Here is a 14,779-nt window from a genome sequence, read left to right as displayed (position 1 = left end):
CCGGTCATCGTCCGTGCCGCCTATGCCTTGGGCGGACTGGGTTCGGGCTTCTGCGACAACGAGGAGGAACTGAACGTGCTGGTCGAGAAGGCCTTCTCCTTCTCGCCCCAGGTGCTTGTCGAGAAGAGCCTGCGCGGCTGGAAGGAAGTGGAGTACGAGGTAGTGCGCGACCGCTTCGACAACTGTATCACCGTCTGCAACATGGAGAACTTCGACCCGTTGGGCATCCACACGGGCGAAAGTATCGTCATCGCTCCCAGCCAGACACTGTCGAACACCGACTACCACAAGCTGCGCGAGCTGGCCATCCGCATCATCCGCCACATTGGCATCGTGGGCGAGTGTAACGTGCAGTATGCCTACGACCCGCAGTCCGAGGACTACCGCGTCATCGAGGTCAATGCCCGTCTTAGCCGTTCGTCGGCTCTGGCGTCGAAGGCTACCGGCTATCCGCTGGCTTTTGTGGCTGCCAAGCTGGGCTTGGGCTACGGACTGTTCGACCTGAAGAACTCCGTGACCAAGACCACTTCGGCCTTCTTCGAACCTGCGCTGGACTACGTGGTGTGCAAGATACCGCGCTGGGACCTCGGCAAGTTCCACGGCGTAGACAAGGAACTGGGTTCGTCGATGAAGTCCGTGGGCGAGGTCATGGCCATCGGCCGCACCTTCGAGGAAGCCATTCAGAAAGGCCTGCGTATGATAGGCCAAGGCATGCACGGCTTTGTAGAGAACAAGGAACTCGTCATTCCCGACATAGACAAGGCACTGCGCGAGCCGACCGATAAACGTATTTTCGTCATCTCGAAAGCCTTCCGTGCCGGCTACACCGTAGACCAGATACACGAGCTGACCAAGATAGACCGCTGGTTCCTGGAGAAGCTGATGAACATCATGCGTACCTCGAAGGAACTGCACGACTGGGCAGGCAACCACAAGCTGCTTGCCGACCTGCCCGACGACCTGTTGCGTAGGGCCAAGCGTCAGGGCTTCTCCGACTTCCAGGTGGCCCGCGCCATCGGCATGGAAGGCGAGATGGAAGACGCCATCGTCACCCTGCGCCGCCACCGCAAGGAGCGCGGCATCGTCCCCGTGGTGAAGCAGATAGACACACTGGCTGCCGAATATCCGGCACAGACCAACTATCTGTACCTTACTTATAGCGGCACGGGCAATGATGTCCACTATTTGGGCGACCACCGCAGTATCGTGGTACTGGGTTCGGGTGCCTATCGCATCGGCTCCAGCGTGGAGTTTGACTGGTGCGGGGTGCAGGCGCTGAATACCATCCGTAAGGAGGGTTACCGTTCCGTCATGATCAACTACAACCCCGAGACCGTGTCTACCGACTACGACATGTGCGACCGCCTCTACTTCGACGAACTCACCTTCGAGCGCGTCATGGATATCCTCGATCTGGAGAATCCGCACGGCGTCATCGTCTCTACCGGCGGACAGATACCGAACAACCTGGCTTTGCGCCTCGACGCACAGCACGTCCGCATCCTCGGTACTTCGGCTCAGAGCATCGACAATGCCGAAGACCGCGATAAGTTCTCGGCCATGCTCGACCGCATCGGCGTGGACCAGCCCGAATGGAGTGCGCTGACTTCGATGGAAGACATCAACGCTTTCATCCAGAAGGTAGGTTTCCCCGTACTTGTACGTCCGTCGTATGTGCTCAGTGGTGCTGCCATGAACGTCTGCTCCAATCAGGAAGAGTTGGAACGCTTCCTGCAGCTGGCCGCCAATGTATCGAAAAAACATCCCGTAGTAGTGAGTCAGTTCATCGAACACGCCAAGGAAGTCGAGATGGATGCCGTGGCACAGAACGGCGAAATCATCGCCTATGCCATCTCCGAGCACATCGAGTTTGCCGGTGTGCACTCGGGCGACGCCACCATCCAGTTCCCGCCGCAGAAGCTCTATGTGGAGACCGTGCGCCGCATCAAGCGCATCAGCCGCCAGATTGCCAAGGAGCTGAACATTTCCGGTCCCTTCAACATCCAGTTCCTGGCACGCGACAACGATATCAAGGTCATCGAATGTAACCTCCGTGCTTCCCGCTCGTTCCCCTTTGTCAGCAAGGTGCTGAAGCTGAACTTCATCGAGCTGGCTACGAAGGTCATGCTGGGCATCCCCGTGCAGAAGCCGGACAAGAACCTCTTCGACCTGGACTACGTGGGCATCAAGGCTTCGCAGTTCTCCTTCAACCGCCTGCAGAAGGCCGATCCCGTGCTGGGCGTCGACATGGCCTCTACGGGCGAGGTGGGCTGCATCGGCGACGACACCTCGTGTGCCGTGCTCAAGGCCATGCTGTCTGTGGGCTACCGCATCCCGCAGAAGAACATCCTGCTGTCCACCGGCTCCACGGAGCAGAAGGTAGACATGCTGCCTGCTGCCCGACAGTTGCAGCGTAAGGGTTACAAGCTCTTCGCTACGGGTGGTACGGCGAAGTTCCTCACCGAGAACGGCGTAGAGAACACCCGCGTCTACTGGCCCAGCGAGGACGGTCAGCCTCAGGCTTTGGACATGCTCCACAAAAAGGAAATCGATATGGTGGTCAACATCCCCAAAAACCTGACGGCGGGCGAGCTGAGCAACGGTTACAAGATACGCCGTGCCGCTATCGACCTCAATATTCCGCTCATCACCAACGCCCGTCTGGCCGGTGCCTTCATCAATGCTTTCTGCACGATGTCGGTCGATGACTTGGGCATTAAGTCGTGGGCTGAGTACAAGTAAGGCAGCTTATCGCTTTTATAATATAGGGAGTCCCCGGCGTTGTTTTTTGACAGATGCCGGGGATTTCTGTTTACTTGGGCTTCGCCGGTTGGCGGTTATTGGCTATATTTGAGCTTTCAGAGAAAAAAGCAAAAAAAAGTTCTTGTCCTTTGTAACAAGCGATCGCTCTTTTCCGTCTGACGGGTATAAGACTGATGATAGAATAGGAGAAAGTGCATGGATGCCGAGAGTTTTAAAAGAATGTTTTTACCTTGTCACGCTAAACTGTATGGGGTGGCCTACAGGCTGTTGGAGAATGCTTCCGATGCCGAAGATGTGCTGCAGGAGGCCTACCTGAAACTGTGGAGCAAGCGGGAAGAACTGACGGTTATCAGCAATCCGGAAGCCTTTGCCGTCACGATGGTGAAGAATATGTGCTTCGACTTGCTTCGTTCGGGTCAGTATCTTTCCGACAGGCAAAGCCTGCCGCTGACCGAAGAAGTACAGCGCGTCGGCCTCTCTTCTGACGGTTGGGAAACGAAAGAGGATGCCAGAGTGGTGAAAGCGCTGATAGCACGTCTGCCTTTGCAACAGCGGCTGGTGATTACCTTGCGCGATGTGAAAGGCTGTTCTTACGAAGAGGTGGAGCGGCTGACGGGGCTGAACTCGGTTAATGTGCGTGTATTACTGTCGAGGGCGAGAAAGAAAATACGTGAGGAATTTACTAAATGGAACAACTATGAAAGTCGATGAAGTGGAAAGATTGCTCGCTGCCTATTACGAAGGGGCAACGGACGAGCACGAAGAAAAAAGGTTGAAGGAGGCTTTGCTGTCACAGGATCTGCCGGAACATCTGGAACCGGATGGACGACTGCTGGCAGCGTTGGAAGCAGAAAACATGGAGGAAATACCTGTGCCGGCCGGACTGGAAGAAAGACTTTCGTGCCTGATAGACCGGAAAGATGAAGAGGCTCCACACTTCCTGCGCCGTAACCGTGTGCGGAGAAACTGGCGTTGGGTGGCCGGTATAGCAGCCACATTCCTGTTGCTGACAGTGATCGGGTGGGGAGTGTCGACGATGGACAAGCAGACTGTTCCGCCTACACCGCTGGACACGTTCAGCGATCCGCAGGAAGCCTATCAGGTGTTGCAGGCCACACTCTCGGAAATGTCGAGCAACTGGAGGGCAGGGTTGGAACAGATGCAGGAAGTGCAGTTGCAGATGAACGTGGTACAGAAAGAAGTGAAACAAGAATTATCCAAATAAAAACCGTAGATTGTTATGAGAATCGTCAGATTACTTTTAGTCAGCCTATTGCTGGCATTCCCCCTGCTGAGCCAGGCCCAACAGGAGTTGTTCAAGAAATACAGCGACATGAAGAACGTGTCGTCTGTCTACATTTCCAAAGCCATGCTGGAGATGAACCCTAGCCTGTTTACAAAGGACATCTACATTGGCAAGGCGGCTTCGCAGCTGAACTCGGTGCAGATCATCTCGACGATGGACAAAATGATCAAGGCGGATTTGCTGAAAGACATCCGTGAGATGGTCAAGTCCTCGCGCTACGAGTTGCTGATGAAGCAGAAGGGAACGGTATCATCTTCCGAATTCTACGTCAGCCGCAAGGGCGACAAGGTAAAGGAACTGGTAATGATAACCAACGGCGCCGCCACACTGAAGTTCGTCTATCTGGAAGGAGAGATGACGACGAAAGACGTACAGAGCCTGTTGCTCTATCAGAACGCGAGTGGATATGTATCTCCAGCCCGTGTGTACCAGCGGGGGGAACTGGAAAGCATGGGCATACACATGCCCGATATGGATTGGGACAACCTGCAGAAAACTTTCAAGTCGGATGAATGGAAGAAGTTTGTGAAAGACATAAAGGAGCTGAGTGATAGCTCAAAGTTGCAGGAGTAGAAGCATTCGGGATTCTTACATCCGCTGATATTCCTGTGGTGTCATGCCTGTCATCCGCTTGAAGAATTTGCTGAAAAAAGACGGATTGGGAAAATGAAGTTCATCAGCAATCTGGTAGGTTAGCAGATTGCTGTGCTTCAGTAGTACTTTGGCTTCGAGGATGACGGCCTGATTGACCCATTCCATGACGGTGCGCCCGCTTATATCGCGGATGACGGTGCTGAGGTAACGGGGTGACAGGCAGAGTCGGTCGGCGTAAAAAGTTGTGGTACGTTCTGTCTTGCAATGTTCGTTGACAAGCGTGATGAAACGGCGGAACAGTTCTTCCTGGCGCGAGGAGCGGAGCCGTTCGTCGCGGCGACAGTCGGCCTGCAGGTAATGGAAGTGATAGAACAGCGACGTGACCAGATAGCGCACCGCTTCGCGTTGGTAGGGCTGCAGGTGTATGGCGTCCCATATCAGGGAGAAATAGGTGCCTACTCGTTGCCATTCCTCCAAGTTGTCATTCACGTAGAAAGGCTGTTGGGTATATTGGTCTGTCAAGATGACGTGCTGGGGCGTAGGGATGAAGTTACTGTCTACGGCCAACACCTGGAAGTCGAACGTGTCGTCGAATTCGAGGAACTCCAGGAGGGAATTGGGCGGGATGATGCCACAGGTATGTTCTTTCAGCCTGTGTTCGATGAGGTTGACCGAGGTGCGTGCTTCACCGCGCTTTACGTGGAATATCCTGACTTCCTTTGCCCGATAGGGTTGGCCCGCTTTGAAAAGGCTGTTATTCATGCCGCGCATGCTGCTGACGATGCCCATTTCGTGGTTGAGGAAGGCGTAGCCGTTGTTGGCGGCCAAGCCGGTTCCGTTCAGGAAGTCGAGTGTCAGGTGGATTGTTTTCGGGTGTTCCATGATGTTTCGTTGGGTAATAATGCTGCAAATATGCGGATAAAAACAGAAAAAAGGGAATGTCGGCGGACATTTCTGCTGAAAATCGTACAAATGGGACAGAGATACTGCGCGAAAGAGTGCATATCTGTCCTGTTTCCTTTTATCTTTGCAACATGATTGGTTCACTTAACCTTCGTTGCTTATGAAAAAATACAGACTACTCCTCTCTTTGTTGTTGTCCGCCTTGTGCCTGCCGTCGCTCCGTGCCCAACTTACGTTGCACGAATGCAGGCAGCAGGCACGCGACAATTATCCCCTTATCCGCCGGTATGGCTTGATTGAAAAAGCTGCGCAATACAGCGTGGCCAATGCGGCAAAAGCCTATTTGCCGCAGGTCAGCCTCTCGGCCAAGGCTTCCTATCAGAGCGATGTGACCCGTTTACCTTTCGAACTGCCGGGTATCGATGTAGACTTTATGCCGAAAGATCAGTATCAGGTGATGATACAGGTACAGCAATCCGTTTGGGATGGGGGCGAGACAAAGTGGCGCAAACAGCAGGTTCGTGCCGGTGCGGAGGTAGACAGGGAGAAACTGAATGTAGATATGTATGCCTTGGACGATCGGGTAAACCAGCTTTTCTTCGGTATCTTGTTGCTCGATGAGCAGTTGGAACAAAACCGCTTGTTGCTCGACGATCTGGATCGTACCCACCGTACGGTAAGCATTTGTATCGACAATGGGACTGCAAACCGCAGCGACTTGGACGAAGTGGCCGTGGAGCAGCTTTCGATCCGCCAGCAACAGGTGTCTTTGGAAGCTTCCAGGCGGGCGTATGCCGATATGTTGTTACTCTATCTGGGGCGTAAGCCTGAAGAAGAAATCAAGCTGCAGAAACCGCTTGCCGAGGAACCGTCGGACTGGCAGAACCGTCGGCCTGAATTGCGTTGGTACGATGCACAGTCGGCTTTGTTGGGAGTGCAGGATGCGTCGCTGGCGGCAGGGTTCATGCCACGTCTGGGAGTTTTCATGCAAGGAGCTTATGGCAATCCGGGACTGAATATGTTGCAGGACAAATTCAAGTCTTACTTTGTGGCAGGAGTCAGTCTGTCCTGGAATCTGGGAAGGCTGTATACCTTGAAGAACGACCGCCGACTGATCGAAAACAATCGCCTGATGCTGGAGACGGGCCGGCAGACGTTTCTGTTCAATACCAGCCTGGAAGTGACCCGTCAGGAAGCAGACGTGAACGCTTTACGCCGTCAGATGGCGGATGATGACGAGATTATCCGTTTGCGTACCCGCATTCGGCAAGCATCGGAAGCCAAACTGCAGAACGGTGCATATACCGTGAACGATCTGTTGCGTGACATTACAGAAGAAAATCTGGCGCGTCGGCAAAAGGCCCTGCATGAAGTACAGCTGTTGATGAAGCTATACAACTGGAAGCATGCAGTAGGAGAGTGATGATGCTACGCTCCCGGAGCCATAACAGATTCTTTTTTGATAAAACAATAAAAGCGATTATAATACAGGTATCTATGAAAACATTTGCAACAATATTCTTGCTTATTGCCTGTGTGTCCTGCTCGGACGGAACCGGTCATTACGATGCTACAGGTACTTTTGAAACAACCGAGGTCGTTGTGTCGTCCGAGACGTCGGGCAAACTTCTGCGCATGGACGTAGAAGAAGGGATGAGGCTGAAAGCCGGTCAGACAGTCGGGATTGTAGACACAGTGCAGCTTTACCTGAAGAAACTGCAGTTGGAGGCCAATGCCCGTTCTGTACAGGGACAGCGTCCCGACATACGGAAGCAGATTGCAGCCACGCAGGAACAGATACGCCAGGCCGAGCGCGAACGTAACCGTGTGAAACGTTTGTTCGAAGCCGATGCCGCTAACCGCAAGCAACTGGACGATGCCGAGTCTTTGCTTCAGGTGCTCCGCAAACAGTTGGATGCTCAGAATTCGACGCTACAGAATAGTGACCGGAGCCTGACGTGGCAGTCTTCGTCGGTAGATATTCAGGTGGCACAAGTGAACGATCAGTTGGCCAAGTGCCACATTACGGTTCCCATGCAGGGAACTGTCTTGGCGCAATATGCGGAAGCGGGCGAGTTTGTTGCTCCCGGTACTCCGCTGTTCCGTTTGGGCGATATGGAGCAGATGTATCTTCGTGCCTATATTACCAGCGATCAGCTGGCCGATGTCCGTTTGGGACAGAAGGTGAAGGTGGTGGCCGATTATGGAGGCGAACAGCAGCATGAGTATGAGGGAAAGGTGACGTGGATTTCGGATACGTCGGAATTTACTCCTAAAAATATTCTGACCAAAGACGAACGTGCCAATCTGGTCTATGCCATAAAGGTTTCTGTCCGCAACGACGGTATGTTGAAGATTGGCATGTATGGAGGCATTGTGTTCGACTGATACGGAGGCTTTGAGTATGGATGAAGTGGTTGTTGCAGATAACCTGCGGAAAAGTTACGGGCGGGTGACGGCACTCGACGGTGTATCCTTGCGTGTGCGGAAAGGTGAGATCTTTGGACTTATCGGCCCTGATGGGGCAGGTAAGACTACCTTGTTCCGCATCCTGACTACCTTGTTGCTGGCTGATAGCGGTAGGGCTACGGTGGCCGGCTTCGATGTAGAACGGCAATACAAGGAGATACGGCGGAGAGTAGGGTACATGCCGGGACGTTTTTCGCTTTATCAGGACCTAACGGTAGAAGAGAATTTGCAGTTTTTTGCGACAGTGTTTGGCACTACAATTCGCGAGAACTACGAATTGGTGCGCGATATTTACAGTCAGATAGAGCCTTTCCGTACGCGTAGGGCCGGAGCCTTGTCGGGTGGCATGAAGCAGAAGCTGGCGTTAAGTTGTGCCCTGATTCACAAGCCGGAAGTCCTGTTTCTTGACGAACCTACCACGGGGGTAGATCCCGTCTCACGCCGCGAGTTGTGGGACATGCTCCGACGTCTGCGCGAGCAGGGCATTACCATTGTTGTTTCTACCCCTATCGTCGACGAGGCACGGCAGTGCGACCGCATTGCTTTTATCAGCGAAGGACAGGTGCGGGGCATCGATACTCCAGACATTATTCTGGAGCGTTTTGCCGATATACTTTGTCCGGCAGGGCTGTCGCACAGTGAGAAAAACAACAAGGGTACGCCTGTGATTGAAGTAGAAAATCTGACCAAACAGTTCGGTTCGTTTGTTGCTGTCGACCATATATCCTTTGAGGTACGCCGCGGCGAGATATTTGGTTTTCTGGGAGCAAACGGAGCGGGCAAGACGACAGCCATGCGCATGCTGACGGGCTTGAGCCGTCCGTCGGCAGGAAGGGCTACGGTGGCTGGCTTCGATGTAGGGCGTCAGCCGGAAGAAGTGAAGCGGCATATCGGATACATGAGCCAGAAGTTTTCGCTTTACGAGGATTTGAAGGTGTGGGAAAACATCCGTTTGTTTGCCGGCATCTATGGAGTGAAAGAGGCTGACATAAAGCGGCGGACCGATGAAGTACTGCAACGGATCGGACTCGAAAAAGAACGGAACAGCCTGGTTAGCAGTTTGCCGTTGGGTTGGAAGCAGAAACTGGCTTTTTCGGTAGCAGTGTTTCACAATCCGGAAATTGTTTTTCTGGATGAACCGACAGGTGGGGTAGACCCTGCTACCCGCCGTCAGTTCTGGGAATTGATTTATCAGGCTGCCGACAGGGGCATTACAGTGTTTGTTACGACTCATTTCATGGACGAAGCCGAATACTGCAACCGTATTTCCATCATGGTAGACGGCAAGATACGCGCCCTTGACTCGCCCGACGGGCTGAAACGCACTTTTCATGCAGCTACGATGGACGAAGTATTCCGTCAACTGGCCCGTGCAGCGGAAAGGGCGGCTTGTTGAGGCCGGTGTCTGATTTCTGGTATCAAAAAAAGATGATTGACGATTATGAAACAGTTCCTCATATTTGCAGGCAAGGAGTTCCGGCACATTTTCCGCGACCGGCGGACGATGCTCATCCTGCTTGTCATGCCTGTGGTGCAGATTATTCTTTTCGGTTTTGCCATCACTACCGAAGTACAGAATGTACGGTTGGCAGTGCTTGACCCATCGGATGATGTGCTGACACGGCGCATTATCGAGCAACTGGATGCTTCGGAATACTTTACTTTGTCTGCCCGCTTCCAGACTCCGCAGGAGATGGATGAGGCTTTTCGCCGCTCGCAGGTAGACATGGCTGTTGTGTTCACTCCTGAATTTTCCGACCGGCTCTATACGGGTGAGTCGGCCGTGCAACTTGTTTGCGATGCCACCGATCCTAATACGGCAACCATGCAGACCAGCTATGCTACAGGTATTATTGCCGCTGCCACGCGACAACTGTTGCCGGCTGGTGTTTCTGTCCCAACCATCCAACCCGAAGTGAAGTTACTTTATAATCCTCAGATGAAGAGCGTCTACAACTTTGTACCCGGCGTCATGGGACTCATCCTGATGCTGATTTGCGCCATGATGACTTCCATATCGATTGTACGCGAGAAAGAGACGGGCACGATGGAAGTGTTGTTAGTATCACCTGTACAGCCATTCTTTCTGATTCTGTCGAAGGCAGTTCCTTATTTTGTCTTGTCGTTTGTCAATCTTGCTACCATCCTGTTGCTATCGGTTTATGTGCTTCATGTACCTGTAGCGGGCAGTTTGTTGTGGCTTGTGGCAGTGTCGTTGCTTTTCATTTTTGTGTCGCTTTCTTTAGGCCTGCTCATTTCTACGGTGACGCAGACCCAGGTGGCAGCCATGTTGGCTTCGGGGTTGATGCTGATGATGCCTACAATGCTGTTATCCGGTATGATTTTCCCGGTCGAGAGTATGCCGTGGGTGCTTCAGGGCATTTCGGCTCTCATTCCGGCACGCTGGTATATACAGGCTGTGCGAAAACTGATGATACAAGGGGTAGATGTAGTTAATGTGCTTTCCGAAGTTGCAATATTGTCGGGGATGGCTGTCCTGCTGATAACAGTCAGTTTGAAGAAGTTTAAAAACAGATTGGAGTAACCGCTATGATAAAATATCTGATAGAAAAAGAGTTTAAACAGCTTTTCCGGAATCCGTTCATTCCGAAACTGATTCTGCTGTTTCCCTGCATGATTATGATTCTGATGCCTTGGGCAGCCAGTCTGGAGATAAAGAACATACGGCTGGATATTGTGGATGGTGATCATAGTGCATTGTCGAGGAGGCTGGTGGAGAAAGTGATGGCTTCTACTTACTTTCATGTCAAGGCCTGTCCGGATACGTACGACGAAGGGTTGCGACATGTCGAGGAAGGTATGGCAGATATTGTATTGGAAATTCCACGTGATTTTGAGAAAGACTGGATGACGGGTCGTAGTCCCCGCCTGCTGATTGCAGCCAATGCGGTGAATGGTACAAAAGGAGGTATGGGGAGTTCTTATCTGTCCTCTATTGTTTCTGATTATGCCCGTGATTTGGCAGAAGGAGGAGAGCGGTCTGCTTCTTCCGTTGTCCGTTTGCCTCAAGTAGAAGTACAGACACTGAATCTTTTCAATCCCAGGCTCAATTACAAGCTTTTTATGGTACCGGCATTGATGGTAATGCTGCTGACGCTGATATGCGGGGCACTGCCGGCGCTGAATGTGGTCGGTGAGAAAGAAGCGGGCACTATCGAACAAATCAATGTGACGCCGGTCGGGAAATTTACGTTCATCATTGCCAAACTGATTCCTTACTGGCTGATAGGGCTGCTGGTACTTTCCATCTGTTTCTTGCTGGCTTGGGCATTGTATGGCGTTTTGCCTGTAGGACATTTCCTCACCATCTATTTCTTCTCAATTATCTTTTTGCTGTTGATATCCGGATTCGGTCTGGTGGTTTCCAATTATTCTTCTACGCTACAGCAGGCCATGTTTGTCATGTTTTTCTTTATTCTGATTCTGGTACTGATGAGCGGTTTGTTTACTCCTATTCACAGCATGCCCCGTTGGGCACAAACCATTACTTACATCAATCCTTTGCGGTACTTTGTTGAAGTAATGCGTACGGTATACCTTCGTGGAGGGGGAATCCTTGATTTGCTTCCGCAATTAGGCGCGTTGGTCCTGTTTGCTGTAGGCTTCAACTTGTGGGCGGTCGTGAGTTACAGGAAGAACAGTTGACGTAGAAGCATAAAAGAAAAAAGTATGCGATAACCGATCTTTTTGTTACTTTTGCCGGAAAAAAGAAAACTATGTCAGAAGAATCGAAAAATACTTATGATGAGTCTTCGGTGAAGGCTTTACTGGAATGGGCTCAAACTGTAAAACTGCCTAAAGAGTTGGAACTGAGCGATGCGGAATATGTTTTTGATACATCCATGTATTTGCAGTCGAATATCAGCGATATAAAAGCACACTATCCCGATCCGTTCTACAATGCGGCCATCGACCGTCTGAATAAACTGAAAGCAAAAGTAGAAGCCGATAATCTGTAAGGCTTGCGACCGGCTGTATCTCTTATTTTAAGTGTCGGTCTTTCCCTTCCCGCCAGGCTTCAATCAGTCTGCGGGCAATGCTCAGTTTTCGGGGAAGTTCCGGCAGATTGTCCCGATGATAAAAAGCACCGGCACTGAGTTCGTCTTTCTGCAATTTTATTTCTCCGCTTTCGTAGTCGGCAAAGAAACCCACCATCAGTCCGCTGGGATAGGGCCAGGGCTGGCTGTCGAAGTAGGTAATGTTGCGGATGGTCAGGCCGGTTTCTTCCATCACTTCGCGGCGGACGCATTGCTCCAGTGTTTCGCCAGCCTCAAGAAATCCTGCTACGAGCCCGTAGAAGGTGCCACGGAAGTTGTGGGCGTGTACCAGCAGAATCTCTTCACCCCGACGTACCAGTACGATGATGGCTGTGGCAATGGGAGGATACATTTCGTTGCCGCATCGGGGACATTTCTTCATGATGTCTGTCTGTTGTTCAGTAGCTGTGCCACATACGGGGCAATAGCGGCTGTGTGTATCCCAATAAAGTATCTGGTAAGCTTTTCCGGCAGCCTTGTATTCTTCTAACGGAAGATAGTCGAACGAAGCCCGCAGGCCGGTCATGATCCATTGGTCTGTCTCTGCGATGGGATGATTGATGGAAAAGGTGTAGACCTGTGTACCGTTAGGCAGTGTCACCCGGTGCACATGCTGTTCTTCGGAAGGCGCTACGGGCAGTTGGTTGCCGGTAGGCACTGTGCATGTGCCATCAGCTTGTTTCTGCATCAGCAGGTTGTCCTTGAAGAAGACAAACCATTGTGCTGCCTTATCATTCGTATCTTTCATTGCTTTTTTTTCTTTTTTAGGGTCAGAAGTTCACGTTTATGCCTCCCATGAAAGTTGCTTTCGGCATGGGGTATCCGGCGTTGATTTCGTAACGTTGTGCCAGCAGGTTTTCTCCTTTCACGAAAAGGCTTGCAAAGTTACACAGTCGATAGCTTGCATTCAAGTCCCAGAGCACAAAACTTTCCTGTTTTTCCTGTCCTTTCGTAACCGAAGTATAAAGTCCTTTGATGTATTGCACGCCGCTTGTCAGTGTCCATCGGCCTTGCCGGTAGCTGACGCCTGCGTACAGTTTGTGTTCCGGAGCGGCCAGTACGGGATTTTCCATGTGCAGCCAGCTGTAGTTGGCATTGGCTTGCCAGCGGGCATTGAAGCGGTAGGCTATGTTGGTTTCTACTCCCCAGTTTTCTATTTTGCCTGAGTTCATGTTTTTGCGCTGCGAAGGATCTACCATGATGATGTTTTTACCATTGATGTAATACAGGTTGAGCCCATAGTTCAGGCGGTTGTCGCACTGGCGTTGGGTGTACGACAGTTCGTAGTTCACGAGGCTTTCCGGCTTCAGGTCAGGATTCTTGGAGAACATGAACATTTCGCGGATCGTCGGGTTACGGAATCCTTTGCTTACCATAGCCTTCATTTCGGCCTGCTGGGGCAGGTGGAAGGCCAGACCACCCTGTGGAATCCATTCGGTACCCGTGTGCGAGTGGTAGTCGATACGCAGGCCGGCATCGAGCGACAGCCAGGTGCTGATGTTCTGTCGGAAATCGACGTAGCCCGCAAACTCATCCAGTTGTTTGTCTACCTGAGGTTGTTTTTCGCCTGTTGCCAGTACCTGATACCACGATTCTCCGCCAAAGTGCTGGTAGTCGAATCCGGCTGTGATGCGGTTGCCTTCGAACAGGGTTGTACTTTGGTACAGCGAGATTCCCATCATGCGGTCTTTGGAGTTGAAGTGGGAAGTCTGCGGTTCTTCGCCCGGATGGTAACCGTCGTTTATCTTGTGGCGTCCCCAGTTGTAGAAGAAACTCAAGGCACCCGAGGTACGGTCGTAATGGTTTTCGAGGGCGGCCGATGCCATGCCACGTGTGATGCGCGAGTCGTTGTCGATGTAAGGAGCTGCAATTGTACCGGGGTTGGAGGCATTGAAGTGAGTAGCGTTCAGGTCGCCCCACACTTTCCAGTGGTTACTGAGATCGTAGCCCAGTTTGACGTAGCCGCCATACTGCTCAAACTCCATGTCGGGACGGTGTCCGTCACTCCGGTTATACGAGCCGGTAGCAACGCTGCTGAACCGTCCGTGCTTCACGCGGTTGGATACCTCGGTCTGTAGTGTGTTGTACGAGCCATAGCCAAGTTGCAGGTTGGTCTTTGTCCCTTCTTCCTGCATTTGTCGGGTGACGATGTTGATAACGCCTCCCATGGCATTCGAACCGTAGAGCACCGATGCCGGTCCACGCAGCACTTCGACCCGTTCGGTCATCATCGTCTGGTAGGCATCGGCTATGGGATGTCCCATCAGGCCCATGTATTGCGGATGTCCGTCGATAAGCACTAGCAGACCGGCTGTAGGGCTTCCTCCCACACCTCGCAGGCTCATGCCTCCGGCAGCACCGGTCGATACTCCGTAGCCCATAATGCCTCGGCTGGTGGTAAAGAAGCCGGGAACCTGTTCGGTCAGTGTTGGCAACACCGAAGGCTGGTAATTGCTTTCCAGTTGCTTCCGGTCTACCACCGAGATGGTCATGGGCAGGTGGCGTATATCGGTTTCGTTACGGGTGCCTGTCACAACGACTTCGTCGGTTGTCTGCGTGCGGGCAATGCGGGTACTGTCTTCTTGTCCACGGACAGGAAGAACGGTCAGGAACAGGAAGGCACACATGCCTTCCAGCAGGTTCAGTTTCTTCATGCGTTTTTTCTCTGATTGGAGATAAATTTTTC

The 14,779-nt window shown here is 52.1% G+C and carries 13 protein-coding genes; 10 read left to right on the top strand and 3 right to left on the bottom strand.

Annotated features, from left to right (window positions below):
• The 4 genes from carB to QVP67_RS04090 form a co-directional block, all read left to right on the top strand.
• Positions 1–2,742: carbamoyl-phosphate synthase (glutamine-hydrolyzing) large subunit (gene carB / locus QVP67_RS04105; RefSeq protein WP_288179890.1), on the top strand; the 2,742-nt coding region annotated here is incomplete at its 5' end.
• Positions 2,743–2,958: 216 nt separating this feature from the next.
• The gene (locus QVP67_RS04100) at positions 2,959–3,474 is read left to right on the top strand and encodes an RNA polymerase sigma factor (protein WP_022162282.1); all 516 of its coding nucleotides are present in this window, start codon (positions 2,959–2,961) and stop codon (positions 3,472–3,474) included.
• Positions 3,461–3,988, top strand: a complete 528-nt coding sequence (locus QVP67_RS04095; protein ID WP_022162281.1) for a hypothetical protein — start codon at positions 3,461–3,463, stop codon at positions 3,986–3,988. Before QVP67_RS04100 ends, QVP67_RS04095 begins: the two co-directional genes overlap by 14 nt.
• A gap of 15 nt (positions 3,989–4,003) precedes the next feature.
• The gene (locus tag QVP67_RS04090; protein WP_022162280.1) at positions 4,004–4,642 is read left to right on the top strand and encodes a DUF4252 domain-containing protein; all 639 of its coding nucleotides are present in this window, start codon (positions 4,004–4,006) and stop codon (positions 4,640–4,642) included.
• Between the two features lie 15 nt (positions 4,643–4,657).
• Here QVP67_RS04090 and QVP67_RS04085 read toward each other — a convergent pair whose 3' ends face one another.
• Positions 4,658–5,545 carry a helix-turn-helix domain-containing protein gene (locus tag QVP67_RS04085; RefSeq protein WP_022162279.1) on the bottom strand — a complete coding sequence of 296 codons (888 nt, stop codon included), beginning with the start codon at positions 5,543–5,545 and terminating at the stop codon, positions 4,658–4,660.
• 181 nt (positions 5,546–5,726) lie between these two features.
• On the opposite strand from QVP67_RS04085, the gene QVP67_RS04080 reads away from it, so the two are divergent.
• From QVP67_RS04080 to QVP67_RS04055, 6 genes are all read left to right on the top strand, one after another.
• The gene (locus tag QVP67_RS04080) at positions 5,727–6,989 is read left to right on the top strand and encodes a TolC family protein (RefSeq protein WP_022162278.1); all 1,263 of its coding nucleotides are present in this window, start codon (positions 5,727–5,729) and stop codon (positions 6,987–6,989) included.
• A 74-nt stretch (positions 6,990–7,063) separates the two neighbouring features.
• Positions 7,064–7,954 carry an HlyD family secretion protein gene (locus tag QVP67_RS04075; RefSeq protein WP_022162277.1) on the top strand — a complete coding sequence of 297 codons (891 nt, stop codon included), beginning with the start codon at positions 7,064–7,066 and terminating at the stop codon, positions 7,952–7,954.
• A 16-nt stretch (positions 7,955–7,970) separates the two neighbouring features.
• On the top strand, positions 7,971–9,431 hold the full coding sequence (locus QVP67_RS04070; RefSeq protein WP_288179892.1) for an ATP-binding cassette domain-containing protein: 1,461 nt from the start codon (positions 7,971–7,973) through the stop codon (positions 9,429–9,431).
• Between the two features lie 45 nt (positions 9,432–9,476).
• Positions 9,477–10,580 (top strand): ABC transporter permease, encoded by a 1,104-nt coding sequence (locus tag QVP67_RS04065; RefSeq protein WP_022162275.1) that lies wholly within the window; start codon positions 9,477–9,479, stop codon positions 10,578–10,580.
• Between the two features lie 5 nt (positions 10,581–10,585).
• On the top strand, positions 10,586–11,701 hold the full coding sequence (locus QVP67_RS04060) for an ABC transporter permease (protein ID WP_022162274.1): 1,116 nt from the start codon (positions 10,586–10,588) through the stop codon (positions 11,699–11,701).
• A 71-nt stretch (positions 11,702–11,772) separates the two neighbouring features.
• Complete coding sequence (locus QVP67_RS04055) at positions 11,773–12,015, top strand: DUF6965 family protein (RefSeq protein ID WP_022162273.1); 243 nt, start codon at positions 11,773–11,775, stop codon at positions 12,013–12,015.
• A gap of 22 nt (positions 12,016–12,037) precedes the next feature.
• Here QVP67_RS04055 and nudC read toward each other — a convergent pair whose 3' ends face one another.
• Together nudC and QVP67_RS04045 are read right to left on the bottom strand one after the other, a co-directional pair.
• On the bottom strand, positions 12,038–12,841 hold the full coding sequence (gene nudC / locus QVP67_RS04050) for an NAD(+) diphosphatase (RefSeq protein ID WP_022162272.1): 804 nt from the start codon (positions 12,839–12,841) through the stop codon (positions 12,038–12,040).
• 22 nt (positions 12,842–12,863) lie between these two features.
• The gene (locus QVP67_RS04045) at positions 12,864–14,747 is read right to left on the bottom strand and encodes a TonB-dependent receptor (RefSeq protein WP_022162271.1); all 1,884 of its coding nucleotides are present in this window, start codon (positions 14,745–14,747) and stop codon (positions 12,864–12,866) included.
• Positions 14,748–14,779: the final 32 nt, after the last annotated feature.

The organism is Bacteroides sp. CAG:633, from assembly GCF_000435115.1.
Classification (GTDB): domain Bacteria; phylum Bacteroidota; class Bacteroidia; order Bacteroidales; family Bacteroidaceae; genus Bacteroides; species Bacteroides ndongoniae.
Note: the sequence above shows the minus strand (reverse complement) of the source record. Positions and strands in the feature narration are given on the sequence as shown.

What these genes read in the sequence shown, in the direction of transcription:
- QVP67_RS04065 (WP_022162275.1), top strand. Translation starts at nt 9,477, where the DNA reads ATGAAACAGTTCCTCATATTTGCAGGCAAGGAGTTCCGGCACATTTTC.
- QVP67_RS04075 (WP_022162277.1), top strand. Translation starts at nt 7,064, where the DNA reads ATGAAAACATTTGCAACAATATTCTTGCTTATTGCCTGTGTGTCCTGC.
- QVP67_RS04090 (WP_022162280.1), top strand. Translation starts at nt 4,004, where the DNA reads ATGAGAATCGTCAGATTACTTTTAGTCAGCCTATTGCTGGCATTCCCC.
- QVP67_RS04055 (WP_022162273.1), top strand. Translation starts at nt 11,773, where the DNA reads ATGTCAGAAGAATCGAAAAATACTTATGATGAGTCTTCGGTGAAGGCT.
- QVP67_RS04100 (WP_022162282.1), top strand. Translation starts at nt 2,959, where the DNA reads ATGGATGCCGAGAGTTTTAAAAGAATGTTTTTACCTTGTCACGCTAAA.
- QVP67_RS04085 (WP_022162279.1), bottom strand. Translation starts at nt 5,545, where the DNA reads ATGGAACACCCGAAAACAATCCACCTGACACTCGACTTCCTGAACGGA.
- QVP67_RS04070 (WP_288179892.1), top strand. Translation starts at nt 7,971, where the DNA reads ATGGATGAAGTGGTTGTTGCAGATAACCTGCGGAAAAGTTACGGGCGG.
- QVP67_RS04095 (WP_022162281.1), top strand. Translation starts at nt 3,461, where the DNA reads ATGAAAGTCGATGAAGTGGAAAGATTGCTCGCTGCCTATTACGAAGGG.
- QVP67_RS04080 (WP_022162278.1), top strand. Translation starts at nt 5,727, where the DNA reads ATGAAAAAATACAGACTACTCCTCTCTTTGTTGTTGTCCGCCTTGTGC.
- nudC (WP_022162272.1), bottom strand. Translation starts at nt 12,841, where the DNA reads ATGAAAGATACGAATGATAAGGCAGCACAATGGTTTGTCTTCTTCAAG.
- QVP67_RS04060 (WP_022162274.1), top strand. Translation starts at nt 10,586, where the DNA reads ATGATAAAATATCTGATAGAAAAAGAGTTTAAACAGCTTTTCCGGAAT.
- QVP67_RS04045 (WP_022162271.1), bottom strand. Translation starts at nt 14,747, where the DNA reads ATGAAGAAACTGAACCTGCTGGAAGGCATGTGTGCCTTCCTGTTCCTG.